At 48.4% G+C, this 279-nt stretch carries 1 pseudogene; it reads right to left on the bottom strand.

Annotated features, from left to right (window positions below):
• A pseudogene (locus tag ACO0K4_RS19830) lies at nt 1–279 on the bottom strand (multifunctional CCA tRNA nucleotidyl transferase/2'3'-cyclic phosphodiesterase/2'nucleotidase/phosphatase); the annotation flags it as partial.

Below are 279 nucleotides of genomic sequence, written 5' to 3'. Positions count from 1 at the left end.
CTTTAGCGATGGCGTTAACCGTTAAATCACGGCGGCGTAAATCATCTTCTAAAGTGACATCGGGCGAGAACTCACACACAAACCCGGTATACCCTTGGCCTTGTTTTCGTTCGGTGCGGGCGAGGGCATATTCTTCTTTGCTCTTTGGGTGCAGAAATACAGGAAAGTCTTTGCCGACTTGTTGATAGCCTTGTTTGAGTAATTGTTCTGGTGTTGCGCCTACAACTACGTAATCGCGCTCTTTAATAACTCGCCCAAGTAGTTCATCGCGAACCGCGC

Source organism: Undibacterium sp. RuTC16W (assembly GCF_049339445.1).
Lineage (GTDB): Bacteria > Pseudomonadota > Gammaproteobacteria > Burkholderiales > Burkholderiaceae_D > Undibacterium.
This window is presented reverse-complemented; position numbering and strand designations above follow the sequence as displayed.